23 protein-coding genes are annotated in these 26319 nt (G+C 50.2%); 11 read left to right on the top strand and 12 right to left on the bottom strand.

The window, feature by feature from the left end; genetic code table 11:
- Nucleotides 1–18 precede the first annotated feature (18 nt).
- Nucleotides 19–1758, bottom strand: a complete 1740-nt coding sequence (locus tag CLV60_RS09410; protein WP_106595132.1) for a GMC oxidoreductase — start codon at nt 1756–1758, stop codon at nt 19–21.
- Nucleotides 1759–1928: 170 nt separating this feature from the next.
- Here CLV60_RS09410 and CLV60_RS09415 point away from each other — a divergent pair, with 170 nt between their 5' ends.
- Nucleotides 1929–2882 (top strand): L-threonylcarbamoyladenylate synthase, encoded by a 954-nt coding sequence (locus tag CLV60_RS09415; RefSeq protein ID WP_106595133.1) that lies wholly within the window; start codon nt 1929–1931, stop codon nt 2880–2882.
- Nucleotides 2883–2888: 6 nt separating this feature from the next.
- On the opposite strand, the gene CLV60_RS09420 is transcribed toward CLV60_RS09415, so the two are convergent.
- Nucleotides 2889–4316: an ATP-dependent DNA helicase gene (locus tag CLV60_RS09420; RefSeq protein ID WP_106595134.1), complete on the bottom strand. Its 1428-nt coding sequence runs from the start codon at nt 4314–4316 to the stop codon at nt 2889–2891.
- Between the two features lie 158 nt (nt 4317–4474).
- Here CLV60_RS09420 and CLV60_RS09425 point away from each other — a divergent pair, with 158 nt between their 5' ends.
- The 4 genes from CLV60_RS09425 to coaD all read left to right on the top strand — a co-directional run bounded on the left by CLV60_RS09425 (nt 4475) and on the right by coaD (nt 6952).
- The gene (locus CLV60_RS09425; RefSeq protein ID WP_106595440.1) at nt 4475–4897 is read left to right on the top strand and encodes a CBS domain-containing protein; all 423 of its coding nucleotides are present in this window, start codon (nt 4475–4477) and stop codon (nt 4895–4897) included.
- A gap of 130 nt (nt 4898–5027) precedes the next feature.
- Nucleotides 5028–5519, top strand: coding sequence for an NUDIX domain-containing protein (locus CLV60_RS09430; protein WP_106595135.1), 492 nt, complete (start codon nt 5028–5030; stop codon nt 5517–5519).
- 36 nt (nt 5520–5555) lie between these two features.
- Nucleotides 5556–6461, top strand: coding sequence for a DUF3822 family protein (locus CLV60_RS09435; RefSeq protein WP_106595136.1), 906 nt, complete (start codon nt 5556–5558; stop codon nt 6459–6461).
- 8 nt (nt 6462–6469) lie between these two features.
- A complete protein-coding gene (gene coaD / locus CLV60_RS09440; protein WP_106595137.1) occupies nt 6470–6952 on the top strand; it encodes a pantetheine-phosphate adenylyltransferase in 483 nt (160 codons plus the stop codon).
- Between the two features lie 20 nt (nt 6953–6972).
- On the opposite strand, the gene CLV60_RS09445 is transcribed toward coaD, so the two are convergent.
- Complete coding sequence (locus CLV60_RS09445) at nt 6973–7662, bottom strand: NUDIX hydrolase (protein WP_106595138.1); 690 nt, start codon at nt 7660–7662, stop codon at nt 6973–6975.
- Nucleotides 7663–7763: 101 nt separating this feature from the next.
- Here CLV60_RS09445 and CLV60_RS09450 point away from each other — a divergent pair, with 101 nt between their 5' ends.
- Nucleotides 7764–9068, top strand: a complete 1305-nt coding sequence (locus tag CLV60_RS09450; RefSeq protein ID WP_106595139.1) for a hemolysin family protein — start codon at nt 7764–7766, stop codon at nt 9066–9068.
- Between the two features lie 2 nt (nt 9069–9070).
- On the top strand, nt 9071–9712 hold the full coding sequence (gene pyrE, locus CLV60_RS09455; protein ID WP_106595140.1) for an orotate phosphoribosyltransferase: 642 nt from the start codon (nt 9071–9073) through the stop codon (nt 9710–9712).
- A gap of 87 nt (nt 9713–9799) precedes the next feature.
- Here the strand turns inward: pyrE and CLV60_RS09460 are convergent, their stop codons facing one another.
- Nucleotides 9800–10822 (bottom strand): aldo/keto reductase, encoded by a 1023-nt coding sequence (locus CLV60_RS09460; RefSeq protein ID WP_106595141.1) that lies wholly within the window; start codon nt 10820–10822, stop codon nt 9800–9802.
- A gap of 142 nt (nt 10823–10964) precedes the next feature.
- Here CLV60_RS09460 and ppk1 point away from each other — a divergent pair, with 142 nt between their 5' ends.
- Together ppk1 and CLV60_RS09470 are read left to right on the top strand one after the other, a co-directional pair.
- Nucleotides 10965–13064, top strand: coding sequence for a polyphosphate kinase 1 (ppk1, locus tag CLV60_RS09465; RefSeq protein WP_106595142.1), 2100 nt, complete (start codon nt 10965–10967; stop codon nt 13062–13064).
- Between the two features lie 205 nt (nt 13065–13269).
- The gene (locus CLV60_RS09470; RefSeq protein ID WP_106595143.1) at nt 13270–13863 is read left to right on the top strand and encodes a TetR/AcrR family transcriptional regulator; all 594 of its coding nucleotides are present in this window, start codon (nt 13270–13272) and stop codon (nt 13861–13863) included.
- On the opposite strand, the gene epsC is transcribed toward CLV60_RS09470, so the two are convergent.
- On the bottom strand, nt 13856–14689 hold the full coding sequence (epsC, locus tag CLV60_RS09475; RefSeq protein WP_106595144.1) for a serine O-acetyltransferase EpsC: 834 nt from the start codon (nt 14687–14689) through the stop codon (nt 13856–13858). The two genes, CLV60_RS09470 and epsC, sit on opposite strands and share 8 nt — an antisense overlap.
- Before the next feature lie 196 nt (nt 14690–14885).
- Here epsC and CLV60_RS09480 point away from each other — a divergent pair, with 196 nt between their 5' ends.
- Nucleotides 14886–15797 carry an alpha/beta fold hydrolase gene (locus CLV60_RS09480; RefSeq protein WP_106595145.1) on the top strand — a complete coding sequence of 304 codons (912 nt, stop codon included), beginning with the start codon at nt 14886–14888 and terminating at the stop codon, nt 15795–15797.
- A gap of 162 nt (nt 15798–15959) precedes the next feature.
- Here the strand turns inward: CLV60_RS09480 and CLV60_RS09485 are convergent, their stop codons facing one another.
- A complete protein-coding gene (locus CLV60_RS09485) occupies nt 15960–17063 on the bottom strand; it encodes a T9SS type A sorting domain-containing protein (RefSeq protein ID WP_106595146.1) in 1104 nt (367 codons plus the stop codon).
- Between the two features lie 92 nt (nt 17064–17155).
- Nucleotides 17156–18244: an isoaspartyl peptidase/L-asparaginase family protein gene (locus tag CLV60_RS09490; protein ID WP_106595147.1), complete on the bottom strand. Its 1089-nt coding sequence runs from the start codon at nt 18242–18244 to the stop codon at nt 17156–17158.
- Nucleotides 18245–18424: 180 nt separating this feature from the next.
- Here CLV60_RS09490 and CLV60_RS09495 point away from each other — a divergent pair, with 180 nt between their 5' ends.
- Nucleotides 18425–20284, top strand: coding sequence for a glycoside hydrolase family 2 protein (locus CLV60_RS09495; protein ID WP_106595441.1), 1860 nt, complete (start codon nt 18425–18427; stop codon nt 20282–20284).
- A gap of 115 nt (nt 20285–20399) precedes the next feature.
- Here the strand turns inward: CLV60_RS09495 and CLV60_RS09500 are convergent, their stop codons facing one another.
- The 5 genes from CLV60_RS09500 to CLV60_RS09520 form a co-directional block, all read right to left on the bottom strand.
- Complete coding sequence (locus tag CLV60_RS09500) at nt 20400–22673, bottom strand: NADP-dependent malic enzyme (protein ID WP_106595148.1); 2274 nt, start codon at nt 22671–22673, stop codon at nt 20400–20402.
- Between the two features lie 115 nt (nt 22674–22788).
- The gene (locus CLV60_RS09505) at nt 22789–23979 is read right to left on the bottom strand and encodes an MraY family glycosyltransferase (RefSeq protein WP_106595149.1); all 1191 of its coding nucleotides are present in this window, start codon (nt 23977–23979) and stop codon (nt 22789–22791) included.
- Between the two features lie 148 nt (nt 23980–24127).
- Nucleotides 24128–24871 carry a glycosyltransferase family 2 protein gene (locus tag CLV60_RS09510; RefSeq protein ID WP_106595150.1) on the bottom strand — a complete coding sequence of 248 codons (744 nt, stop codon included), beginning with the start codon at nt 24869–24871 and terminating at the stop codon, nt 24128–24130.
- A complete protein-coding gene (locus tag CLV60_RS09515) occupies nt 24868–25434 on the bottom strand; it encodes a putative colanic acid biosynthesis acetyltransferase (RefSeq protein ID WP_106595151.1) in 567 nt (188 codons plus the stop codon). The genes CLV60_RS09510 and CLV60_RS09515 overlap by 4 nt, the downstream gene beginning before the upstream one ends.
- Nucleotides 25391–26317, bottom strand: a complete 927-nt coding sequence (locus CLV60_RS09520) for a glycosyltransferase family 2 protein (protein ID WP_106595152.1) — start codon at nt 26315–26317, stop codon at nt 25391–25393. The genes CLV60_RS09515 and CLV60_RS09520 overlap by 44 nt, the downstream gene beginning before the upstream one ends.
- Nucleotides 26318–26319 lie beyond the last annotated feature (2 nt).

Below are 26319 nucleotides of genomic sequence, written 5' to 3' on the forward strand. Positions count from 1 at the left end.
TTGAACAGGGTTCAAATGTTAGATATTTTTCTGTTTAACCTGATTGATAATGTACTCGGAAGCACGCATCGATAGCGCGAGGATCGTCCAGGTCGGATTTTTGTCCGCCTGTGACACGAACGAGCCGCCGTCCACGACGAATACGTTTTTCGCGTCATGCGCCTGCGAGAACTTGTTCAATGCGGACGTTTTCGGATCGTCGCCCATACGCACGGTTCCTACCTCATGGATGATACGTCCGGGAGCTGCCAGGCCGTAGTTAGTATCCGCGCCCGGTTTTGTTCCGTTTGCAACGCCGCCCAATGCATGGATCATTTCCTCGAAAGTATCGTGCATGTGTTTCGCTTGTTTGATCTCGTAATCAGACCATTTGTAGTGGAAACGCAATACCGGGATACCAAATTTATCTACCACATTCGGGTCGATCTCGCAGTAGTTGTTAAAATCAGGCACCGCTTCGCCGCGACCTGCCATACCGATGTTGGCGCCGTAGAAACGACGGTAATCCTCTTTCAGTGACGAGCCGTAACCTCCCGCTTCTTTCATCACACCCGCTTTGGTCGGATATTTTCCATTCAGGTTCTCGATACCCGAGCCGAAACCGTAGCTCGGCATACCCATACCGCCGCCGTACTCGATGTGGTAACCGCGCGGGAAGTCGAGTTTTTTGTTATCGAGCCACCACGGGGTGTACACGTGCATACCGCCTACACCGTCCTCGTTGTACCGCTTGCGGTCCATCAGGTGGGGCAGGAATGCGCCGCGTGAGGCACCGGTAGAGTCGTGCAGGTAACGGCCTACAACGCCGCTGGAATTCGCCAGACCATTCTGGTGGCGGGCCGATTTAGAGTTAAGCAACAAGCGAGATGATTCTGCGGCGGAAGCTGCAAGTACCACCACTTTCGCTTTCACGGTGTGCTCGGTGAGTTTCTCACGGTCAATGTAAGAAACACCGGTGGCGAGTCCTGTTGAAGGATCTGTGAGTACTTCACGGCACATCGCGTTGTTGATCAAGGTTACGTTACCGGTCTTGATCGCAGGAATACACAATACCGATGAGGAAGAGAAATCCGCATAGGCCTGGCAAGCGCGCGAGCACTGGCTGCAATAGAAACAAACACCGCGTTGGTCGTTGATAGGCTTGGTAAGGATCGACAGACGCGACGGGATGATCGGGATATTCGCCTTTTTACCTGCCTGTTTGAGGAAAAGCTCGTGCAGACGTGGCTTTGGCGGCGGAAGGAAGATCCCGTCTGGTTCGTTATCAAGGCCTTCTACGGTCCCGAAAACACCAATCAGCTTATCTACCTGATCGTAATAAGGTTTTACATCGTCGTAGCTGATCGGCCAGTCGTCGCCAAGGCCGTCGATGCTCTTACGTTTGAAGTCTTTTGGGCCAAAACGCAGGGAAATACGTCCCCAGTGGTTGGTGCGGCCTCCGAGCATACGGGACCTGAACCAGTCGAATTGCGTTCCGTTCTTATGTGTATAGGGTTCTCCCTCGATTTCCCATCCACCCCAGGCTGCGTCGAAATCACCGAAAGGGCGGTGGTTACTCGCGCCACGACGTGGCGATTCGTAAGGCCATTTCAGCTGGGTAATGTATTTTGGATCAGCAGGATCAAAATATCCACCTGCTTCCAAAAGAGCCACCTTGGCACCCGCTTTGGCAAGTTGATAAGCTGCCATTCCGCCTCCCGCGCCCGAGCCGATGATCGCGACGTCGAAAACGGTAGGTTGTTCTTTGATTTGAAACATAGTAAAGGGTTGTTTAGATAGTACTATTTAACCAATAAATATAAACACGTATCAGGTAACGCAGCGCCAAGTTTCCGACATTCGGAGGTTATTTAAAAACAATCTAAATGCGGATACTCGGATTTCTTCCGCGCCGCCGTATTTTTGTATTTTAAAAACAGAATTATATTTTGGCAGTCACTGGCAGCGACCTTCACGTCGCAAAAGAATTTCTGATAAAAGGCGAATTGGTAGCCATTCCTACCGAAACCGTTTACGGACTCGCGGGCAATGCATTGAACGAAAAGGCGGTACTTTCTATTTTCGAAGCAAAGAACCGACCCGCGTTCGACCCGCTCATTATCCATACTGATTCCATCGAGAAAGCGGCTATTTACGTTGCTGATATCCCCGAAAAGGCCAGGGTACTTGCAGACCGCTTCTGGCCGGGACCGCTGACGTTGCTATTGCCTAAAAAGGACATTGTGCCCGACCTGGTTACCTCGGGGCTGGATACAGTGGCGGTACGGATCCCTAATCACCCGCTCACGCTTGAATTGCTGAGTCAGCTGAGCTTCCCGCTCGCTGCGCCGAGTGCGAATCCGTTCGGCTACATCAGCCCTACGAAACCCGAACACGTTGAAAAGCAGTTGGGCGACCGCATACCATATATTCTGGATGGCGGGGAATGTGAAGTGGGGATCGAATCGACGATACTGGGTTTTGAAAACGACGAAACAATTGTATACCGGCTGGGCGGGCTGGATATCAATGAAATCGAATCGCTGATCGGGCCGGTGGTGCTGATGCCGCATTCTACGTCGGACCCCAAAGCACCGGGAATGCTCAAAAGCCACTACGCGCCGCGAAAGCCCCTGCATTTGTACAGAAGGGATGAAATTGTGCCGGGCGATGCGGAAACGGGGTATTTAATGTTCGATAAATACCTGGAAGGAGCCGACCGGAAGTACCAGCGTTTGCTTAGCCCAAACCGCGATTTGAAAGAGGCGGCACATAATCTCTTCGCATACCTGCGCGAGCTGGATGCATTGCCGGTTTCGGAAATCAAGGCGGAGTTGGTGCCGTCTAGCGGATTAGGACTGGCCATTAACGACCGCCTGCAACGCGCTTCCGTACCTGCCTGATAAGGGCTATTTGAAAAATTGCTGGTGAAAATTCATCAGGAAAACCTCGTCGGTAGCTCGGGTAATGGCGGTGTAGAGCCACCTTACAAACTCGGTATTGATTTGTTCCTCGGGTAAATAGCCCTGGTCAATAAATACCGCGCTCCACTGGCCGCCTTGCGCCTTATGGCACGTGAGCGCGTACGCGAATTTGACCTGCAATGCATTCAGAAACGGATCTTTTCGCAGCGCTTCGACGCGGTCTTTTTTGGATTTGATATAAAAATAATCCTGCTGCACGCTCTCGTAAAGCTTTTTGTTGTCTTCCGCGGACATCGATGCCGACGGTGAATGCAAGGTGTCCAGGAAAATCTTCGCATCGAACTCGGGTTGCTTTTCGTAGTCAGTTAATCTCAGCGTCACGTCAGCGAACCGGAAACCGTGCATTTCCTGGGTTTTACGGATTTTCAGTAGTTCCACAAAATCACCATTGGCAATAAAACCCGCGGGAGAGTCTTCGTCGAGGATATTGTAATTGTTCCGTACGACCATCAGCCGGTCGCCGGCGTCAAGCTCGTCTTCGGAGAAGTTAATGACGCGCCGGATGTATTCATTGTATTGAACCGCCGACTTGTTCGAGCGCGTCAGGATAATGGAATTCTCAGTACCATATTTATCGTATGCATACCGGAGGCCTTCTTCCAGTTTTTCGCCCGTCATTTTAAACACATCGCGGTAGGAACGGGTGGTAATGTGAATGTCCGCGGCCTGGGCACCGAGCTGGTTACGCAATTGCGTGGCATTGAAAAGAATGCCGGATTGCTCATCCTGGCGCATCACCTCTTTTAATTCTTCCTGAAAAACAGACATATAAAATGTCCTTTCCAAATAATCGCCGTCCAGCGCGGGGCTCAGCTCTTTCCCGACAGGGGGCAGCTGGGCGGTATCTCCCACGAGCATCAGTTTGTTGCCGGGGTTTTCAAATACAAATTCAACAAGGTCGGCCAGCAGGCTCCGGCTCCCGAAGTCGGCATCGTCGGTGATCATCGAGGCCTCATCGACGATGAACAGGGTATTATCGTGGTAATTTTTCTGCCGCTGGAAAGTCAACGTGCCGGAAAATGCATCGGCAGTTTGCTTATAAATCTTCTTGTGGATCGTGAGCGCGATCTTTTCAGAGTACCCCGACATCACCTTCGCGGCCCGGCCCGTAGGCGCCAGAAGCACCGATTTGTAGCCGAAGTTTTTCAATACCTTAATAAGGGTACTGATGATCGTCGTTTTGCCGGTTCCTGCATAGCCTTTGAGCAAAAAACAGTCCCGGTAACGTTCCAGGCCCTTTTCTTCAATCAGAAAATCGTTGGTCTTCTCGAAGAAACGAAGCTGGCCATCGGTGGGTCTGAAAGGGAATTGTCTGCGCAGTAACTGGGAAGGCAGAAGTTTGTCGGTGTCCATGGAACGAATCTAACGCTAGGATTTCGATTATCAAAAACCGGATTCTTTTACAAAATAATACTCATATTTTATTGGACTTTATAAGGTCAAATCCATATATTAGAATCCCTTTATCTGAAAATCCCCAAACCTAAACATCTATGCTGGTACAACATGTAATGGGCAACAAGCCTGTCAATGCGATTTGGTCGGTTACGCAGGACAACACAGTGTTTGAGGCTCTGGAACTCATGGCCGAGAAGAACATTGGGGCAGTTTTAGTACTTGAAGATAATGAATTGATCGGCATCTTTTCCGAGCGCGACTATGCACGTAAAGTGATATTGCAGGGGCGCGGTTCGAGGGATACGCTGATCCGCGACGTAATGACCAGCCGGGTGATTACCGTGGAGACCGACGAGAAGATCGAGGAATGTATGCAGATCATGTCGGACAAGCACATCCGCCACCTGCCTGTGAACCGCGATGGCCAGCTTGTCGGTATCATTTCGATCAATGACATCGTTTCCGCGATCATACATGAGCAGAAAGAGCATATCAACACGCTCGAAAGCTATATTTCCGGAAGCCCGTACTCCTGATCCGTCTTTCTGATTACCGGTAGATTTACCAATTGGCCATCCGCAGGCGTCATGCCGGAAGCGGGGTGGTAGAATTATGTCTTGCCTATTCTGGCCGGATGGTTATCTTTGCTCGTTCAAAAAACAGGTTTTGCAAGCGCTAAACGCAGACATAGGGACGATTTACGGAGGCTCCGTGCGTGTGCGCGTGTGCGGGATCTGCGTGCATGAGGGGCGCATTTTGCTTGTGAACCAGGCGCTTTACGGACCCGACGGTGTATTCTGGTCGCCTCCCGGTGGCGGCGTGTATTTCGGCGAAACAGCGGAACACGCATTGGCCCGCGAGTTCCGGGAAGAGACGGGCCTGGACGTCGTGGTAGGGGAGTTACTCTTTGTTAATGAGCACATTGCCGATCCCCTGCATGCAGTGGAGCTGTTTTTTGAAATCAAATCCTTTGAGGGAAATCTGATGTCGGGCTTCGACCCCGAGCTGGCCGCCGACGGGCAGATTATCCGCGAGGTCCGTTTTTTGAGTTGGGAGGAAATTACCGCATTCAAACCCGAACAGCGGCACCGGATCCTGAATATCGCAGGCTCATTGGCAGGAATTTTTGAACTCAACAAGTATATTTCCGGAAACTAACGCCGGCATAACATTAAACAACACCACCCCGACGACGTGGCAAATTCTGAAAACCAGTTAATAGAAGTTATTCCGACGCTGTTGGTAGGAGACAATTCATTCGATGCGGCCAGTATTCCGCTCTGCACGCTCTGCATCGAGCTGGACGAGCGGCGTATCCGCTTTTGCATTGTGAGGGACGAGAATATGGAATGCATCTGGCTGGAAGACTATTTCTTTGAGAATGCACTCACACCGACTGAAATTTTCGAACGGCTGAAACGTATTTTCAGCGGGCATTTGTCCTGGTCGTCCAACAACTGGAACAACGTCCGGGTGACGGTGAATTCTCATGCGTTCACGCTCGTGCCCAACGTTTTGTTCCAACCGGAATCAGCCTACGAATACCTTTCTTTTGCGCTTGGCAACCCGGTTTCAAAGCATGAAAAAGTGCTTTGGCATGATTTGCCTCTGGTGCACGCGCAGAACGTTTTCAGTATCCAGGAACTCTGGTACGATTGGGTGGTAAATCATTTCAGCTCGTCGACGGTCACATTCTACCATCTCACGAGCGCGTTGGCGATTGGTTCGCTGGTAAACCATGTAGAGCACCAGGAAATGCGGATGATGTCGTTGTATTTTGAAAAGGACCATTTCACATTGGTGGTCAGCGAAAGCCAGCAGCTGCTGCTTTGCAACCGCTTTAAATATGCTCAGGTGCAGGAGCTTGCTTACATTATCCTGTTTACGCTAAGCCAGCTGAATATCCTGCCGGAGGAAATCAAGGTACTTTGTTACGGAGAAATCGCGCCGGCGTCGGAATCATACCAGGAGCTTTCCAGGTTTTTCCCGAACTTGCACATGGGTACCCGGCCGACGACGCTGAAATACAGCACGCAGTGTGCCGAAGTACCCGGTCACCGGTATTTCGGATTGTTCAATACTTATTTAATTTCCTCCTAATTCCTCCTATGACTCGTATCGCATTATTTCCGGGCTCGTTCGATCCTTTTACGAAGGGTCACGAAGATATTGTCCTGCGTGGGCTGCGGCTATTTGATCAGGTAGTGATCGGGATTGGTAACAATGCTACCAAAAAGCGTTATTTCCCGCTCGAAGTGATGAAGGATATGATTGAAAAGACATTTTCTTCCGAACCGAATGTAAAGGTCATTACTTACGACGACCTGACGGCGCATACAGCCCGCGAGCTGGGGGCGAGATTTTTGCTGAGGGGTTTGCGGAATACGACCGATTTTGAATACGAAAATGGTATCTCGCAGGTTAACCGGTATTTGTATGAAGAAATCGAAACCGTTTTTCTGATTACGTCACCTGCATTGGCACCGATCAGTTCCAGCATTATCCGCGACCTGCACCGTTACGGACAGGCCGTGGACAATTTTCTTCCCTATTCATTATCTGAACTGAAAAAGGCTGAGCAGAACATTTAGCAAGTTCCGAGCACCGTTTTTCAGGACTCTTTCAGGTTGTGGATCTTATTGAGGCTATCGACCACATAGCGGATCGAGCTGTATGACTGTATCAGCAACGGTTTAACATCCGAAGGCTCGTACCAATCCAGCTTTTCGATCTGTTCTTCGGCTTGCGGGCTCATTTGAGAGTCGTCGAGGCAGTCGAATAGGTACCATTTGGTGCGTTTCAGAATGCGGCTGTTATTCAGCGTGTAGGTATGCCAGGTAGTGCATATTTTGTCGCGGATCAACGCCTTCACGCCGGTTTCTTCCTCGATTTCCCGGGTGGCAGCCACTTTGGAATTCTCCCCTTTGTCGAGCTTGCCTTTCGGTAAATCCCACATTTTGCGGCGGTACATGAAGAGCCATTTGCCGTCCTTCACCACCACGCCGCCTGCGGCCTTGATCACCTTGTATTGCGCTTTGATTTTGTCCTCAACCTCCGATTTCTCACGCGTAGCCATTGTGATGGAGAGCATGTCTTTCGGAAACTCCTTTTCGAGCATCTGAATCACCTGAATGGCGCTTGTGGTCGTGGAATTTAGGAACAGGACGTGACCTGTCAGCATGCTTCTCTGCAACTTTTCAAGCCTGAGATCAACGATATGTTCAAAACGTGACGTTTCGGCGGCAGACAACTGATTGGTCCGTACAATTCTGACTGGACGGTCGTCGAAAAAAATGATCATTTTGGAATGGGTACGTGAATGGATCGCAAAATTAAGTAAAGAGTTTAGTTTAGGCAGAGATTATTATTGATAAATTTGTATTTGTAACAACTAAACAGTTCTTGGAACTCCTTATAATTCTACTTCTGGTGCTGCTCAATGGCCTTTTTTCCATGTCAGAGATAGCACTGGTTTCCTCCCGAAAATCGCGCCTGGAAGCAGCAGCCAAGAATGGCGATTCGAGCGCGAAAGCAGCATTAAACCTCGCGAATTCACCTACCAAATTTCTTTCCACCGTTCAGATCGGCATTACGCTTATCGGTTTGCTGACCGGTATGTACAGTGGAGACAATATTACTGCCGATTTTGAGCAAATCATTTCCCGCGTCCCAACGCTGATGCCTTACGCGCATTCGCTCGCGGTGGGTACGGTCCTGGTGGTGATTACCTATTTGTCGCTTGTGCTGGGCGAGCTCGTTCCCAAACGCATCGGAATGTCGAATCCGGAAGCCATTTCAAAGGTAATGGCCACTCCGATGAACCTGCTTTCGAAAGTAACGGCCCCGTTTATTGCATTGCTGGGTTTTTCAAGTGATTTGATTATCCGGGTTTTGAATATCAAACAAAGCGAGAATGCAGTAACCGAGGAGGAGATCAAAAGCCTGATCCAGGAAGGTACTTCCGGGGGCGTTTTTGAAGAGATCGAGCAGGAAATCGTGCATAATGTGTTCCAGCTCGGCGACCGTAAGGTGACCTCATTGATGACCAACCGGCAGGAAATCGTCTGGCTCGACCTGGAAGACACTGTGGAGGAGAATAAAGCCAAGATTCTAGACTCGCGGCATTCTATTTACCCGGTTTGCCGCGGTAATGTCGACGACGTCGTGGGACTGGTGTATGTCAAAGATCTGATTGCTACTGACCTGGAAATACAAATGGCGCATTTGACAGCCATTATGCGTGATCCGGTTTATCTGCCGGAAAGTAACCGTGCTTACCAGGCGCTCGAAAAATTCAAAGAGCAGCGGGTGTATTATGGCATTATCGTGGACGAATACGGAGGTACGCTCGGTGTGGTGACCATGCACGATATCATGGACGCATTGGTAGGGGATATCTCCGAGGATATCGAGGAGGCCTCCGAAATCGTGAAGCGCGAGGATGGTAGTTACCTCATCGATGCGCAGTTACCTTTCGACGATTTTATTCAGTATTTCAATATCAACATACAGGAAAGCGAGCGCCGGGAGCTGGTAGGCTTTAATACGCTCGGTGGTTTTGTACTGCACGTCCTGGAAAACATTCCCCAAACCGGCGAGAAGTTCAATTGGAGGCATTTTGAATTTGAGGTCATTGATATGGACCGCAGCCGCATAGATAAGCTTTTAGTAACCAACCATAAAAAACAGGAAGAATCCGAAGATTAATAATGTCGAACGATCTGGATATTACCAAACGAATCGCCGAGCTGCTTTTGGAAGCGCAGGCCATTAAACTCAGTCCCGCAAAGCCGTTCCAATGGAGTTCAGGCTGGTTTTCGCCGATTTATTGCGACAACCGCGTGGCATTGTCGTACCCTGATACCCGCACCTTCATCAAAAAGGCGCTGGCTGAGCTGATCCGTGCGAAATATCCCAATGCCCAGGCAGTAGTAGGCGTTGCGACAGGTGGTATCGCGCAAGGTGCATTGGTAGCCGATTTGCTCGAATTGCCCTTCGCATACGTACGTCCCGAGCCGAAAAAGCACGGAATGGGCAACCAGATCGAAGGCAGGCTGGAAAAAGGACAGTCGGTGGTGATCGTAGAAGACTTGATTTCGACCGGTGGAAGCTCCCTGAAAACCGTTGACGCACTCCGGGAAGCCGGTATTGAAGTGGCTGGTATGGTAGCGATTTTTACTTACGGATTCCAGGTGGCAGCCAATAACTTCGCCGAGAAAAATGTTGAGCTGCATACCATCAGCAATTACAACGCATTGATTGAAGTGGCGTTGGAGCACGACTACGTGAGCAGCGAACAAGTGGAAAGCCTCGCCGCATGGCGCGTTGCGCCGGAGAGCTGGGGAAAATAGGCAACAAAGTGATCGGCGGTCAGTGGTCGGTCGTCGGCGGTCAGGAAAACTTGACCACCGACTACTGACCGCTGACCGCCGAATCATTCAACCGCGATGGTTATCGAGACTTTCATAAAGCCCCCCAAATGCCTCTTCTTTCACTCCGTCGGATTTCAGGAATTCGTGCGGGAAGCCCAGTTCAATTTTACTTACCTCATGTAGTTTTTGCAGGGCTTCTTCCGGAAGGCGGAAGTCGAGGCAGCCGAGTGAATCCACAAGTTGGCTTTCCTTGGAAGCGCCGATGATCGGGATCATGACCTGGTCGCGGTGGCGGGTCCAGTTGATCGCAACTTGTGCAGGGGTTACGCCGAGTTCTGAGGCAACGTCCACCACCGTTTGGGCAATCAGGCTGCTGTGGTCGCTTCTGCGGGTGCTGTGGTCGGGCACGCGGCCGGATTCGCCGCGCAGGTACTTGCCCGTCAAAGCGCCTCCACCGATCGCTCCCCAGGGAGTTACGGCCAGGTCCAGTGCTTTTGCCATGGGCAGCAGGTCGCGCTCGGGCGTGCGTTGCAGGAGCGAGTATTCGAATTGAATGGCCGCAAATGCATTCCAGCCGCGGAAATCGGCGATGGTGTTGGCTTGCGAGACAATCCATGCAGGCGTGTCGGAAATACCGATGTAATGCACCAATCCGCGGGTTACCAGGTCGTCCAGGCCGCGCATTACTTCTTCGGCAGGCGTGGTATTGTCCCACATATGCACCCACAGGAGGTCGATGTACTCGGTATTGAGGCGTTTGAGGCTCGATGTTACCGAGCGCATCATGTTTTTACGGTGGTTGCCGGCAAAATTCAGGTCGTCGTTGCGGTCTTTCAGGGTGAATTTGGTGGCCAATACCCAATGGTCGCGGTCGCTTTCGATGAATTCGCCCACATATTTTTCCGAGGTGCCTTCTGTATACCGGTTCGCTGTGTCGATGAAATTGCCGCCTGCGTTGGCGAAGGCCTCGAAAATCTTGAAGCTTTCATGCTTGTCCGCTCCCCAGCCCCATTCTTTTCCGAACGTCATGGCTCCCAGGCAAACTTCCGATACCCGTAAACCTGAGCGGCCTAATAATTGATAACGCATAGTGATTTAATGATAATTTTAAATGAGGATATAGCTTCGTAAACTTAGCCGATAACGGTGCTTTTTGTATTGCAAAGTTATACCCTTACCCACCAAATGTATTTATATTGTACCAAATTTTGGATCTTTTACACCACACTCAATGATCGACGTTGCCTATCCTTACTTTGATACCAATCTCAGTTGGCTTTCGAACAATTACAGGTTGCTGCTGGAAGCAAATGACGAAACGGTACCGGTAAGGGAGCGGTTGCGCTTTCTGGGCATCTACGCTTATCAGACCAAGGAATTCTACCGGGTACGCATCCCAAACCTGCTCGCGATGGGGGAGGTCAGCAACGACATCCGCTCCAAACTGAATATTTTCCCGGAGTCGCTGCTCGAACACGTTTACGAAACGGTTGAAAACCAACTTCGTGAATTTAACGACATTCTGATTTCAGGCATCCTGCCCACGCTGCATGAACAGGGCGTGCATTTATATTACCGCGAGGCATTCGTGCCCGAACATGCCGCATTTGTGAGGCGTTTTTTTCTCGATAAACTGTTTCGCTATTTGCAGCCCGTATTTCTCGACAGCCGCCGTACACTCAAAACGCCTGCTTTTGAATCCAAGCAATTATACCTGATCGTGCGGATGCAGCACCGGGAGGATGCCGAGGAGGATTGGTATGCATCCGTAAATGTGCCCACCGAGCCTTATGGCCGCTTTCTGGAATTGCCCGAGTGGGAGGGGAAGCGCCATGTAGCGTTTTTGGAAGATGTGATCCGCGAGAACCTGCCGGTGCTTTTTCCGGGCTATCATATCCTGGAAAGTTATGCATTGAGGGTCGAGAGGGAAACGGAGCTGACGATCGAGGACGAGTACCCGATGCAGGTCGCCCAGCGCATCTTAAAGCAGCTTGAAAAGCGGAATTTCGTGCAGCCATCGCAATACTTCTATGAATCCGGGATGCCGCTCTATGTGCGTGAATACCTGGTGGGAAAGGTGTCGATCCCGATGAACGACTTCCACGAACGTGGTGATTATCTGTTCATGCAGGATCTGGCCAAATTTCCGGTTGTCTCCCGGCGGCTCGACTACCCGTATCAGCGTCCGGTTCAAAACCCTGAATTCGAGGAAACGAAATCGGTTTTCGAGGTCATTCAACGGGCCGACCAAATGCTGCATTTGCCTTACCAGTCCTACGAGCCGATTGTACGGTTTTTCAATGAAGCGGCTGTGGACCCGCATGTGCGCGAGATCCACGTTTCGTTGTATAAGATCAGCCCGAATTCTTTTATCCTCAACTCGTTGATCAGCGCATCCAAAAACGGGAAGCGTGTCACGACGTATGTGGAACTGAATACCAAACTGGATATCCAGGAAAACCTGCAATGGTCGAAAAAGATGCGCGACGCGGGGGTGAAGATATTGTTAAGTGTGCCTGGTTTGAAGGTGCATGCGAAAATGGCATTGGTAAAGCGCAAGGTGCATAAAGGCTGGGAGCGTTATGCCTTCCTGGGGACCGGCGGTTTTTACCGGCTTACCAGCCGTGAGATCGTCGATCACGCGCTACTCACCTCGCATCGCGAGCTAACCAATGAGCTCGAACTGCTTTTTGGGTACCTGTCCACGCAGGATGAGCCGAAGAAATACAAATACCTTCCATTCAATACATTACAGGTTACGCAGTTCAACCTTCAAAAGCGGCTGCTCGATTTGATGGACCGGGAGATTGCCAATTGCAATGCGGGGCTTAAATCATTCATTACCATTAAAATCAACCAGTTGCAGGACCATATCCTGATCGACAAACTTTATCAGGCGGGTCAGGCGGGTGTGCCTGTGCATGTGATCGTGAGTGAGAGCTGCGGGTTGATCTCCGGGCTGCCTTCTATCAGTGATAATATTGTGGTGAGCAGGCACGTCGACCGGTATATCGAAAACACGCGGATATTCCATTTCGGTAACCGCGGGAATGATGAGATTTACGTCACATCCTGCGACTGGACACACCGGAACCTGCATCGACGGATAGACATTTGCTTCCCGATACTGGACGAAACACTGAAAAACCAGATGCGGACCGTGCTGCGGAACTATGTGAATGACAACCAGAAATCGGTGCGGCTGGACCTCTACCAGAATAACCTGCGTATTGCCGACGACGCCCGCGGGAAGCTGCGCGCACAGGAGGCCAACTACCGGTTAGTGGAGAAAATTGAGCGGAATGGGCTCTCGCGACGTTCAGAAATATAAGCTTTCCAATGGCTTAAAAAAATTTTATCAGCATTAAATTTCTGAATCGGCTGTCAGATTTAATGGACGGCATTTGTAGAAAACATAAAGAAATTTCGAAGGACTTTTTTCGTTGTCACCGCTTGCATGGTCTTGAAGTGTAAGGGGTATATGCTTATATTTGAAACACATCATTCTGAATCAATCCTAAAAGACATTTTTAAGCATGGGAATAGTAGAGCGAAGAGAGCGGCTTAGAATACAGGTACGCTCAGACATCGTGAAGACAGCCAAGGATATAGCCCGCGAGGATGGCTGGACGGCTGTTTCAATTCGCAAAATTGCTGATGTGATTGAGTACAGCCCGCCTATTCTCTATGAGTATTTTGAAAGCAAAGACAAACTCCTGGAAGCCATCCGCATGGAAGGTTTCGACTATTTACAGACGGAGTTTGTGAAGATAAAAGGGCATTTCAGCAACCCGCAGAAGCAGCTCGTCGAGGTCGCGCAGACGATCTGGCATTTCGCTGTCGAAAATCCGGAGGTTTTTCAGGTGATGTTCAATCTCGAAGGCGCTTATTGCGATTCGAAGAAGGCCTATTCGCAGGCTATGAGCATCAAGGATAACCCTGTTTGGGAAATGATCGCAGGCCTTCGCCCGAAATCGGGTGACCTGGTTACCAAAACATATTACGAATGGTGGTGCCTAACCTTCGGGTTTATCAGCATTACCATGACCACCCAGCCACGTTACGCATTTCCACAGGCCGAGCCTGTTTATATGGAAGGCATCCGGAGATTCATCCGGAGCATTATGTAACAGAAGGCGAAGAATGTTGGCGTATCTCTATTTTACTTTGGTGATAAACCAGTGAATATGGAGGTACGCTTTTCGTTAGCCAGGCGTTTCCGCCGATGATCGAGTCGTGACCGATCACGGTTTCTCCCCCCAGGATTGTCGCATTGGCATACACTACCACATTATCCTCGATCGTCGGGTGCCGCTTGTGTGATGCGAGCGACTTCGAAACGTGCGTCGCACCGAGTGTAACACCCTGGTAGAGCTTCACATTATTACCAATATGCGTCGTTTCACCGATCACCACCCCTGTGCCGTGGTCGATAAAGAATGAATGGCCGATGGTCGCGTTCGGGTGGATGTCGATCCCGGTCTGGCTGTGGGCGAATTCCGTGAGCATGCGCGGGAGCAGCGGAATGCCGCTCTTGGCAAATGAATGTGCAAATCGGTAGGTAGCAATCGCCATAAAACCGGGATACACTGAAATCACCTCTTCGATGCTCACCGAAGCCGGATCATTATCCGTAATCGACTGGGCGTCCTTCAAAAGCGATTCGTAAATACCGGGGATTTGTGCAAACACTTCGTCCAGTATTTCCTCTGTATCGCGTTCCAGCTGAGGCAGAAGCGGTTGCAGCATGCAGTCCAGATCGTGGCGTAAATCAGCATATTTCATAGCCAGATCCTTGGCCGGGCAACTGGGGCAATCCTTGCTGATCGGGAAGAGAAAATTGATCAGATTTTGGATAAATTTCCCCGCGTCCTGCCTTGAAGGCAGCTTATACCGGTATTTTTCGTTCTGCGCGGACAGGCGCTCAAAGAAAAGTGCTTGCTGGGTGGCTGTCATTAAAATAGAGGTTAACCTATACCGTTAAACCATTGCTGGCATTGCTTTTGAGTATCCAACAACGAAATGCACCGAAAAATTTTGAGAGTGGCATCTTCTTTTTTAAAAAGGCCATTTATCAGTTTTTTCTCCCGATAAAATCGTATATTGAAATATCCTGTGAATTTAGGAAATAAGGCAAGATTCTTTACGGCGTATGTTAAGTTTTAAATTACTTCGTTCGGCTATCCTGTTCCTTTCCTTATCCGTTTCACTGAGCTCCTGCTTTTCGCGGTACATTATTTCAGCCAAGGAAGTGCGGAGGCATTATGCTGATAAGAAGGTCAAGCCGAAGGAAATATTCATCAAGAACGACACACTTTCTCTCTCGCTGGCCAGCATGGGGCCTGATACGCTTCCGATGCTGCTGCTCATTCATGGTGCTCCGGGGTCATTATGGGGATATATGAACCTGATGGACGACGAGGACCTGCAAAAGCATTTTCATATCGTTTCGGTAGATAGGGTAGGTTACGGCAAATCGCGCTTGAAAAAACGGCGCTATGTGACGTCGATCGAAACACAGGCTCACGCGCTGCTCCCGGTGTTCTCGCTGAATAAAAGTGACCAGAAGGTGATAGTCCTTGGCCGGTCGTATGGCGCGCCCATTGCTGCGAGACTGGTCTCGTTGGCTTCCGAACAAGTGAAGGAGCTTATCATGGTGTCGCCGGTTATCGACCCTGAAACCGAAAGGTTCTTCTGGTTCTCCAAATGGGGAAGGCTGAGCTTTGTGCAGCTTTTTCTGCCTGCTTCATTCAATGCAGCCACTGCTGAAAAGTATAGTCATGCCGATGAACTGCGCAAGTTGCTGCCGGTTTGGGAAAAGCTCAGCGTCCCTACTACGGTAATTCAGGGCGGCAACGATTGGATTGCCGATCCTTCGAACATCGATTTTGCCAAAAAACATATCAAGAGCAAGCGTGCCCAATACATATTCCTATACAACGCGGGTCACATGATTACTTTTTCCCATGCGGCAATGATCAAGGAAATGCTGCTGAAAAGCAGGCTGTTTCAGGACAAGATCACTGCGTTAGAGCCCAGGGGCGAGGAAATGGGGAATGAATAGGTGTTTCTAACAAGCATTTAAGAAGAAAGCGGCAGATCACAGGACCTGCCGCTTTTCTATTTAATAATTAACCTATGGTAATACGTGAAATTGTATTTCACCTAAAACAACTATATCCCATAGGACGACATTCACGCCGGGCACCATTACAAGTAGCCGGCATTATCTCAATACTTTCTGCGTCACCGAGTCTTTCGCATTGCTTGCGCGGATCAGGTACATGCCTCGTGCAAGGTTGCGCATATCAAATACTTCCTGGACGGAAATCTCGGGTGTTTTACTGGCGATCTCCGTCAGAATGCGGCCGTTCATATCGATCAACTGCAAACGGATGATAGCCCGTTGTTTGCTGTATGCTTTTACGGTTACGAAATTTTCGGTGGGTACGGGGTATGCCTGGACGGCCATCGAAACCTCCGAAGATGAAACAACCGGTGTAGAGGTGATCACGCCGCCATACTCGGATGATTCATAAGGCGGAATTTCAACGGTATCTCCCGGTTTATCGATCACGGTCACCATCCCTTCGCGATAGCTTTCAGAGATTTTCACACCGCCGCGCCATTCCGTGACAACCATGGCAACAAGGTAGTTGCCTACCACTTCGGGAGCTGTCCAAACCAGTTTTTTCTGCGCCGCATCCACTTTAAATGTGCCGGTAGCGCTGATTTCGTTCGGGAACAAATAGGTGTGGTCGAGCATTCGCACGCCGCACGTACCGGGCGAAGGCTTGCTCAGCCGCGCAACCCGCACCGTAATGCTGTCGTTATCCGCGACAGTTGGTTTTAAATCAATGGAAAAGACCTGTTTTACACCTGCTTCGAAAGACAGATAAGGTAATACGGGAGTAGAGTTTGGTTGCTGAGTGTCAATAACCGTCCATATGAATTGGGTGGTTCCGAGCGCGTCGGGAAGATTTATGATATTGGGACTTCGCTCGTCATTCGCGACGGATATCTGATAAATGCCCGAACTATTGAACGTGTAATTGGTCTCATACTTGTGAACAACCGCGCTTCCGGGCAGAACTTCCGGATCGATAGCCACACGCGGCATATCAATTACATTGCCATCGCCCATACATACCTTGATGCTGCCCATAGATTCTGCCGGACCGCCGCCATTAGGATCCAGGTACATCCTTACCGCGATTTTATAGGTTTGCCCGGAGATGTAAGTCGCCATAATCTCCCCGCCTCGCAGGTGGGTAGCGTGCGCATACACCGAAAGCAGGATCAGTAAGAGAATGCTGTAAACTGATTTCATATAGAGGAAAAAGAAGCCGTGAGGTTACATAGTATATATGTTTCAAAACGCGCAGAGAGCGTGTTTTTGTATGGCTTCCTTAAAACAAACTGCTAGTCCTTATAAATCAATATCTCACGTTTGCCGTCACTTTTGATATAACCGCGGTACATTCCTTCACTGTTGAAAGGCATCGCAACATTTCCGTTCCGGTCCACCGCGATCACGCCGCCTTCCCCACCTCTCTCGACCAGCTTTTTCATCACCACTTCGTTGGCTGCGTCGGCCAGGGAAAGTCCTTTGTACTCCATTAAAGCTGAGATATCGTGCGCAACCACCGAGCGGATGAAATACTCGCCATGGCCCGTTGCCGAAACCGCGCAAGTGGCATTGTTGGCGTAAGTTCCGGCACCGATAATCGGCGCGTCGCCGATACGCCCGTACCGCTTGTTGGTCATTCCGCCGGTGGAGGTTCCTGCCGCCAGGTTACCGTATTTATCCAATGCCACACAACCGACAGTTCCGAATTTCTTACCCTCTGTGAAAATAAGGGAGGAAGGGGAGGAAGGGGAGGAGGGGCTCTTTCCCTTTCCTCCTTCCTCCGTTCCTCCCTTTCCTCCATTCTCCTCTTTCGCATTATGATCCAGCTCTGTTTTCTCCTGTGCTTTGGCGCGTTCCAACGCTTTGTACCGGGCTTCGGTGTAGAAGTACGACGGGTCTACGATTTGCAGCCCTTTTTCTTTGGCAAATTGCTCGGCCCCCTTGCCGGCCATCATCACGTGCACCGACTGGTCCATTACCGCAATGGCCGCCGAAATGGGGTTTTTGATGGTCGTAACACCGGCCACGGCACCTGCTTTCAGCGTTTTCCCCTCCATGATGGCGGCGTCCATTTCGTTTTTACCCTCGTTGGTAAAGACAGCACCTTTGCCAGCATTGAACAGCGGCGAATCCTCCATTACGTGAATAGCAGCTTCGACGGCCTGTACGCTCGTGCCGCCCTTTTTGAGCACTTCATAACCTTTCTGCAATGCCAGATCGAGCCCCTCGCGATAGGCCTTCTCGCGCTCGGGGCTCATGTTCGCGCGCGTGATAGTGCCCGCGCCCCCGTGTATGACGAGTGTGATCTTGTCGGAATAGTCCTGCGCGAATGCGGAAATGCAGGAGAATGTAATTAGCAGGGTTAGGGAAAGCTTTTTCATGAAATAGTAATTTGAGTGATGATTTCAAATCTAGTAACTAAAATCCTATATCCCTATCAGACTGATAATCGGTGGGCTAGGCTCTGAATGTACGAAAAGCGCGTTTTTTTAGCAGTAGAGCACATTCTGGTGCTACTTTTGGTAGTTCTGATTAAAATTTATTTAAAAAACCGAAAACTGATGAAAAAAGTAGTGCTTAGCCTGGGAGTTCTTCTGGGCAGCCTGTATGGTCCGGCTCATGCGCAGCAAACGGCCGAATGGAAGTATGTGCAAGGCAAGATCGTAACGCCATGGGCGGAAAAAGTGGTGGCAGCAAACCCGCTTCCCGAATATCCCCGTCCGCAAATGGTACGCCCGAACTGGCAGAATATCAATGGGCTCTGGAACTACGCCATCGTTCCCCAAAGCGCCGGCGATACCAAGCCCTCCACTTTCGATGGTAAGATATTAGTCCCGTTTGCCGTTGAATCCGCATTGTCGGGCGTGGGCAAAACAGTGGGTAAGGATAGTATTCTCTGGTACCAGCGCTTAATCGATTTTGCACCGAAATTGAAGGACCAGCGCGTGCTGATCCATTTCGGAGCGGTGGACTGGAAAGCGGAGGTATTTGTGAATGGCAAACCCGCCGGAAGCCACCAGGGCGGCTATGACCCGTTCAGCTTCGATATTACCGACCTGCTTGTGAAGAAAAAGCAGCAGGAAATCGTCGTGAAAGTATGGGATCCGAGCAGCGACGGCCCACAGCCGCGCGGAAAGCAGATCAAAAACCCGCACGGGATCTGGTACACGCCCGTGACCGGTATCTGGCAGACGGTTTGGCTGGAAACGGTTGCTACCAGCCATATTACCCAAGTTACGCCGGTAGCCGATATCGATAAGCAGACGCTTACTGTAAATACGGAGGTAGCAAGCGCCGGAGCGACTGACAAGGTGAAAATCACTGCGTGGGATGGCGTGAATAAAGTGGCTGAACAAGAGGTAGCGCCTAACCAGCCGGCTACGCTGGCTATCAGCGACGCGAAGCTTTGGTCGCCGGATGCACCGAATCTTTACAATCTGACCGTGACGCTTACCCGCAACGGAAAGCCGGTGGACGAGGTGAAAAGCTACGCTGCGATGCGTAAAATCGGTGTGCAGGTGGATGAGAACGGCATTCAGCGTATGACGCTGAACAACAAGTTCTTGTTCCAATACGGTCCGCTCGACCAGGGTTGGTGGCCCGATGGTCTGTACACGGCGCCTACCGATGAGGCATTGAAGTTCGATATCCTGAAAACGAAGGAAATGGGCTTCAATATGATCCGCAAGCACGTGAAAGTGGAGCCTGCAAGATGGTACCGCTATTGTGATGAGCTTGGAATGCTCGTGTGGCAGGATATGCCGAGCGGTGACCTGGGTAATAACTGGGAAATGCGCCCGGGTATCACCGGCAACGAAACCGACAAAAAGCGTACGCCGGAATCCGAAAATATCTATAAAACAGAATGGAAGGCGATTATGGACGCCAACCGTTTCTTCCCGTCGATTGTGGTTTGGGTACCATTCAACGAGGCTTGGGGACAGTTTAAAACGGCCGAGATTACTAACTGGACCATGCAATACGACCCGTCACGCCTCGTAAACAGCGCCAGCGGCGGTAACTTTGAGCCGGTAGGACATATTATCGATTTGCATAACTATCCTGCGCCGGTGATGCCGCGCCCGGATTTGTTCGGTCAGAAGCAGATTATTGTATTGGGGGAATTTGGCGGACTAGGTTTGCCGGTCGACCAGCACGTTTGGCAACAGAAAGATAACTGGGGTTATCAGAGCTTTAAAAATCAGGAGGAGCTTTATAACCGCTATGCGACGTTCATCGACCGATTTGAACCTTTGATTAAAAAGGGACTTTCAGCAGCTGTTTACACGCAGACTACCGACGTGGAAGTCGAAACCAATGGTTTAATGACTTATGATCGCAAGGTGATTAAGTTTCCTGAGGCTAAGTTGAAACAAATCCATTCGAAGCTTTACGATCCTTCGTTTGTGAAGTTGAAGTGACCGCCGACGGCCGACCGCTGACCGCCGATTTGTAGTAAAGCAATCGGAGGTCGGCCGTCAGTGGTCGGCGGTCATTTTTGAATAAATCGGCGGTCGGTCGTCAGCGGTCGGCCGTCTATTTCCCTTTCAATTGCGCTTCCACAACGGCAATCGCTACCATGTTTACGATCTCCCGCACCGAGCTACCTAATTGCAGCACGTGTACCGGCTTTTTGAGGCCCAGAAGGATCGGTCCGATGGTTTCTAGTTCCGCAGCTTCTTTCAGCAGGTTGTAAGCGATGTTACTGGCGGAAAGGTTCGGGAAGATCAATGTATTCGCACCGCCGTCGACCAGGTCGCTAAACGGGTGATTTTCCTTCAACAACGTGGTATTGAATGCAAGGTGCGCCTGCAATTCACCTTCCACGATCATCGACGGGTTGCGTTTTTTCAGGATTGCCGTGGCGTCACGCATTTTCTCGGCGTCGGCACCTTTGGCGCTGCCGTAGTTGGCATAGGTCACCAATGCAATGCGCGGCTGGATATTAAAACGCTCCACGGCTTTCGCAGTCAGCTCGGTGATCTCAACGATGTCATCGACGGTCGGGTCGAGGTTAACGGTCGTGTCGGAGAAGAACAGCGGGCCTTTCGGTGTGAGCAGAATGTACATACCGGCCACTTTGTTGACGCCTTCCTGCTTGCCGATTACTTGCAATGCCGGGCGGATCGTGTCGGGGTAGGTTCTTGTCAGACCGGAAATGAATGCATCCGCCTCGCCGTTTTCGACCATCATCGAGCCGAAATAGCTTTTGAAATACATGGTCCGTCGCGCTTCGATAGGGGTGAGGCCCTTTCTTTTGCGTTTTTCGAACAGTTTCGCGGCATATTTTTCGATCATCGGCTCGCTTTCCGCTGCCCGTGGGTCGATGATCGATACATCGGCCAGGTCGAGCTTGCTTTCACGGATCAAATGCTGAATGGTTTCCTTGTTACCGAGCAGGATCGGCGTCGCGATGCCTTCGTCGCGCACCTGCTGAGCGGCACGCAATACCTGGATGTTCTCCGCATCCGCAAAAACCACCTTTTTGGGAGCGAGTTTCGCTTTGTTGAGGATCACGCGGGAAATCTGCTCATTGCGCCCCAGACGGCTCGAAAGCTCCTGTTCGTAGGCATCCCAGTCGGTGATTACCTTGCGTGCCACGCCGGTTTCGATCGCGGCTTTCGCCACAGCGGGGGCTACGGTCGTCAGCAGGCGCGGATCTACCGGTTTTGGAATAATATAATTTTTGCCAAAAACGATGTTAGTTTCATTATAGGCAAGGTTTACTATATCAGGAACCGGCTTTTTGGCCAGATCAGCCAATGCGTGCACCGCTGCCAACTTCATTTCCTCATTGATTTCCGTCGCGCGTACGTCGAGCGCACCCCTGAATATGTACGGGAAACCGAGCACGTTATTCACCTGGTTGGGATAATCGGAGCGGCCGGTAGCCATAATCACGTCCTCGCGCGCTTCTACGGCATCAGGATAGGGGATTTCGGGATTGGGGTTGGCCATCGCGAGCACGATCGGATCTTTCGCCATGGATTTTACCATTTCCTTTGAAACGATATTGGCAGTCGAAAGTCCGAGGAACAGGTCGGCACCTACCATTGCTTCTTCGAGCGATTCATAAGCCTTATCTGTCGCGAATTGCTTCTTCATATCCGATAGATCCGTCCGGCCGTTGTGAATGTGGCCTTTGGTATCGAACATGGCGATGTTCTTCGGACTGGCGCCCAGCGAGAGGTACAGCTTCGTACACGATACCGCGGAGGCGCCCGCACCCGATACGACCACGCGGATGTCTTCGATCTTCTTGTCGACGAGTACCAATGCATTGAGCATAGCCGCGGCACTGATGATCGCCGTTCCGTGCTGATCGTCGTGCATGACCGGGATATTCAGCTCTTTTTTGAGCCGTGCTTCAATATCAAAACATTCAGGGGCCTTGATGTCTTCGAGGTTGACGCCCCCGAAGGTAGGTTCGAGAATCTTGACAGTTCTGACAAACTCGTCTACATCTTTCGTGTTGAGTTCTATGTCAAAAACGTCGATATCCGCATATATTTTGAAGAGCAGCCCTTTACCTTCCATCACAGGTTTGGAAGCTTCCGGGCCGATATCACCCAAACCAAGTACGGCGGTTCCGTTGCTGATAACGGCTACCAGATTACCCTTGGCGGTGTATTGATAAGCATTTTCTACATTATCCGCGATTTCCAGACAGGGCTCTGCCACGCCGGGCGAATAGGCAAGCGAAAGGTCGCGTTGGGTACTCGTTTCTTTGGTGGGGATAACCTGTATTTTTCCTGGCCTACCCTTGGAATGGTAGTATAGCGCGTCTTCTTTTCTAATTTTTTTGTTCATACCTAAGTTGACGATGTTTCGTGCAAGGTACAAACAATCGGTTCACCGCAATGAATTCTCAGAAGGTATTCGCGAGAATTTCATCACGGCTTTTTGAGACGCCCGGTTACATTTTTTACTGGAAAGTAGAGAGGTCATCGTCAGCTAACGAGGGGCTTTTGACCATTTTTTTACGCTCTTTGACCGAAGCAATGCGTTTTTTGAGAAAATAGGCAAACACCATGTACAATCCGAACATTCCGATGTAAATGTAGAGCGAAGCGGTATTGGTAATGTCGCCGTGGAATGTGAAAAACAATGCCGTGTTCACGATCGTGACCATCCAGAGCGTGAATGACGCCCAGAAGTGGTTCAGGCCATTGTCTATCAAGATATGGTGCATGTGGTTGCGGTCGGCCACGAAGGGTGAGCCCCCTTTGAAAATACGTACAATAAAAACGCGCAGGGTATCGAAGATCGGGACAATCAGAAGCACCATCACGATGATCGGCGCATTGAAATACGCATTAGGATCGTGCAGGTAACCTACATTCAGCGAGAGGAATTCTACGGCGAAGATCGAAAGTAGGTAGCCTACGATCAGCGAACCTGTGTCGCCCATGAAGATTTTGCTGGTTTTCGAAAAATTGAAACGAAGGAAGCCAAGCAATGAACCCGACATCGCGAATGCAAGGCAGCCGAACGAGAAGTGATCATTGGCGATAAACCAGATACCAAATCCAAGACCTGCGATGAGGCTGATACCGCCGGCCAGACCGTCGATCCCGTCGATCAGGTTGATCGCGTTGATGATTGCGATGAATATGAAAACGGTGAGTGGAATGCTGATAAAGTCCGAAACGCCGTGAATGCCGAAGATACCGTAGAAGTTGTCGACTTTGAAATTCCCCATCGCGACGAGGATCAGCGACGCGAAAATCTGGATAATGAGCTTTTTGGTAGGGTCTACCGCCAGGATATCATCCTTAATTCCGAGGAAGAACAGGATGATTACGCCGGTCATGGCCAGGCTGATCAGGTTCGAATCGAGGATATTCTCCGAATGCGGCCACAGAAAGTAGGCGATCAGCGTAGCTGCGAATATGGCAATGCCTCCCAAAGTAGGCGTTTCCGTCTCATGTGAGCTCCTGAAACCCGGCTTGGCAGTCAAATGCAGCAGGTTAGAGAGGTTAATGATGATGGGTATCGAAATGATCGAAAGGAAGCATCCGATCAGAAATGAGAGAAGGCATTGATAAATGTCGTGATGGACAAGCGTATTGACGTTTCCTTCGGTCAATATTTGCAGAGGTAGTTGTAGTTCCATGTGCCTGTCAAATTAGGAAGTGCGTTGAGGGCGGATCGAAAAATCCAAATCAAATGTCGAAATATAAACCAATAATTGAAATATGCAAATGCCTGAATATCAAAATATTTACTATCTGGTTTAAGGTACTTGAGTTGACTTCCGGGCCCTAAATAAATTGAATAATTTTTCTCAAAGGTTTTAACCACAAAGTGTAAAACCGGGGTTTTAAATTGTTGATTTTCCAGGCTAGCCGATCGTTCTGGTTGGCCGCTATCCGGTTCTTTAGTGTGCTGTTGCTAACCCCTCCGGCCCGCATTTTCACGAGGACTTTGGGCAGGTAGGCAAGCTTGATGTTTTCACGATGAACAAACCGCAGCATCAGTTCATAATCTGCTGCGCTTCCCAGATCGAGGCGGAAACGCCCGTGTGTGTTGTAGACCTCTTTCTTGACGAAAAAGGTTGGGTGTGGCGGCATCCATCCATTCAGAAACGCGCCAACCTTATATGCACCAGAGACCCACTTTCTGCGTACCACCGTTGCATCATTCGCATCAATATATTCCAAATCGCCATAGGAAGCGTCGGCATTGCTGGATGCCAGCGCCTCTGCTACCTCGCTGACCACCGAAGGATATGCGTAAAAATCGTCGGCATTCAGGATTCCTATTACGTCACCGGTTGCCAATTGTATGCCTTTGTTCATGGCATCGTAGATTCCGGCATCGGGTTCACTCAAAAAACGGGCAATTTTGTCACCGTAAGATCGTACAATGTCCTGGGTACCATCCTTGGAGTTTCCATCCACGATAATGTACTCGATATCCGGATAGTCCTGTCCGAGCACGGATTCAATGCTGTGGCGAATCGTCGCTGCGCCGTTATATACAACAGTAAGTATGCTTACTTTCAACTGGTTATCGTTCTTGTTTTGATATACTTCGCAGGATTTCCCTGGTAAATTCCATAAGGCTCCATGTGGCTCGTAGCCACCGATCCGACGGTCAGCAGCGCGTGCGAACCTACTTGTACGCCCGGGCAAACCGTCGCCTGCGCACCGATCCAGGAGCCTGTGCCAAGCGTTATGGGCTTCACAATCAGGTCAAAAGTGCTTTTTCTGTAATTATGGTTGCCGGTCAGAAGCATCGCTCCCTGCGACAGGCATGCATTTGATTCAATAGTCACCAATGTGAGGTTGTCGATCCACACATTTTCGCCGATCCACACGTGGTCGCCTATTTGAAGGAACCAGGGGTATTTCACATTCACCTTCGGCTTGATCACCACTCCTTTGCCGATCTTCGCGCCGAACAAGCGGAGCAATGCGACCTTGAATGCAGAAGGATATGGAATGTGTGTGTGGATAAACAAACGGTTCAGCAAATACCAGATCACGAGCTTCGGATAACCGCCCGGATTGTACCAATCGTTGTTATAAACGGACAGATTGGTTTGGGTTTCTGAGGTCTTTTCCATATTCCGTCCTGAAATGTGATATAATAGCTTCCTTGTCGCGCCCTACCCGGTGATACACCTCGTAAATCTTGGCATCTACCAGGAAACGGTACCAAAACCCCTGTAAAACGTGCCATATGAGCCCCTTTGTTCCATCCAGAAATCCTAATTTGACAAAATACCTGTATGTGAAATAGATAAACGGCCTCGTGAAGAGGGGCATATTGGCATATTTGATTTTCAGAAAACGCGTACGCTGTTCCTGGCTGCCCCAGAAACTGGGTTCGACGGTTTCCTTGCTGTCAAAGTTATATTTAATGTTCAACAGGTCGATGACCTCCCGGATTGCGTAATTGTTATGCTTCTGCGTCCACCAGGTGAGGTTATTGAGCGTATGATCGACGATATCGTGCTGCAATTGAGCGGTGGTGCCGCTGCTGAGTTTGATATGCTCGTCCATCCAGAGCTCCTCACAAATTCCCAGCCCGCGCCGCCACACGCGCAAGAGCCAGATCGGGTAGTACCCGCCGCGACGAATCCATTTCTCCATAAAAATCACCCGACGCTTCACGTAAAGCCCCGAAACATTCTCCGGCACTTGCGCGAGTGAGTGGTTCAGTTCCTGCGCCAGCTCGGGGGTAAGGTACTCGTCCGCGTCCATGCGCATGAGCCACTGAGTCTGGAAAGGGCTATTCCGGATACCGAAATTGAATTGGAATGCGTAAGAAACCCACGGGTTTTGAACGACGGTAGCCCCGAGACTTTCGGCGATTGCCACCGTGTCGTCGGTCGAAAACGAGTCGACGATGAAAATCTTGTCGGTAACCTGTAACAGGCTTTGAATGCACCGGCCGATGTGCTTGGATTCGTTGTGTGTTAAAATGATGACGGATAAATCGACCATAT

The sequence above is a fragment of the Dyadobacter jiangsuensis genome (assembly GCF_003014695.1).
Classification (GTDB): domain Bacteria; phylum Bacteroidota; class Bacteroidia; order Cytophagales; family Spirosomataceae; genus Dyadobacter; species Dyadobacter jiangsuensis.